Source organism: Falsiroseomonas oryziterrae (genome assembly GCF_021864505.1).
GTDB classification, from domain to species: domain Bacteria; phylum Pseudomonadota; class Alphaproteobacteria; order Acetobacterales; family Acetobacteraceae; genus Falsiroseomonas; species Falsiroseomonas oryziterrae.
In genome coordinates this window covers 1-612 of the sequence record NZ_JAKJIB010000698.1, presented here as the reverse complement: position 1 = coordinate 612, position 612 = coordinate 1, and the positions used below count along the sequence as shown (strand labels likewise).

Sequence of the window (612 nt, the reverse complement as noted above, 5' to 3'; positions counted from 1 at the left end):
AGGGGCAGGGCGCCCAGCCGGCGAGGCCGCCGCAGGGCCAGCAGCCCGCCCAGGGCGCACAGCGCCCCGCCGGCCAGCGCCCGCCGGCGCCGGTCATCGCGATGATCGACGTGCAGGAGGTCAACCGCCTCTCCGCCGCCTTCAACCAGGTGCGCGAGGAGATCGAGCGCCGCCGCGCGCGCTTCACCGAGGAGACCCAGCGCGAGCAGGGCCGGTGGCGCGAGGAGCAGCAGGCGCTCGCCGCGGCGCGCGCCACCCTGCCGCCGGAGACGCTGCGTGAGCGGGAGCGCGCGCTGCAGGACCGCATCACCGACGCTCAGCGGGTGTTCCGCGACCGCCAGCGCGCGATCGAGGCCGCGACCCAGGTCGGGCTGCAGCAGTATGAGCAGGCGCTTGGCGCGGTGATCCGCCAGGTCGCCTCGAGCCGCGGGATCAATCTCGTCCTGCCGCGGCCGCTCATCGTCTACAACGACGCCGGCTTCGACATCACCGACGAGGTGGTGGCGCAGCTGAACCGCGTGCTGCGGACCGTCAACCTGCCGGCCGACGGCGTGATGCCGGGCGAGGGCGCGCCGACGCCGCCCGCCGCCGCGGCCCCGCCGCGGCAGGGCG

Annotated in this window: 1 protein-coding gene; it reads left to right on the top strand. The window is 76.6% G+C overall.

Annotated elements, in window-relative coordinates; translation table 11 throughout:
* Nucleotides 1-101 precede the first annotated feature (101 nt).
* Nucleotides 102-612 (top strand): OmpH family outer membrane protein (locus tag L2I40_RS24185; protein ID WP_237217871.1); only part of this gene is annotated, 511 nt, incomplete at its 3' end.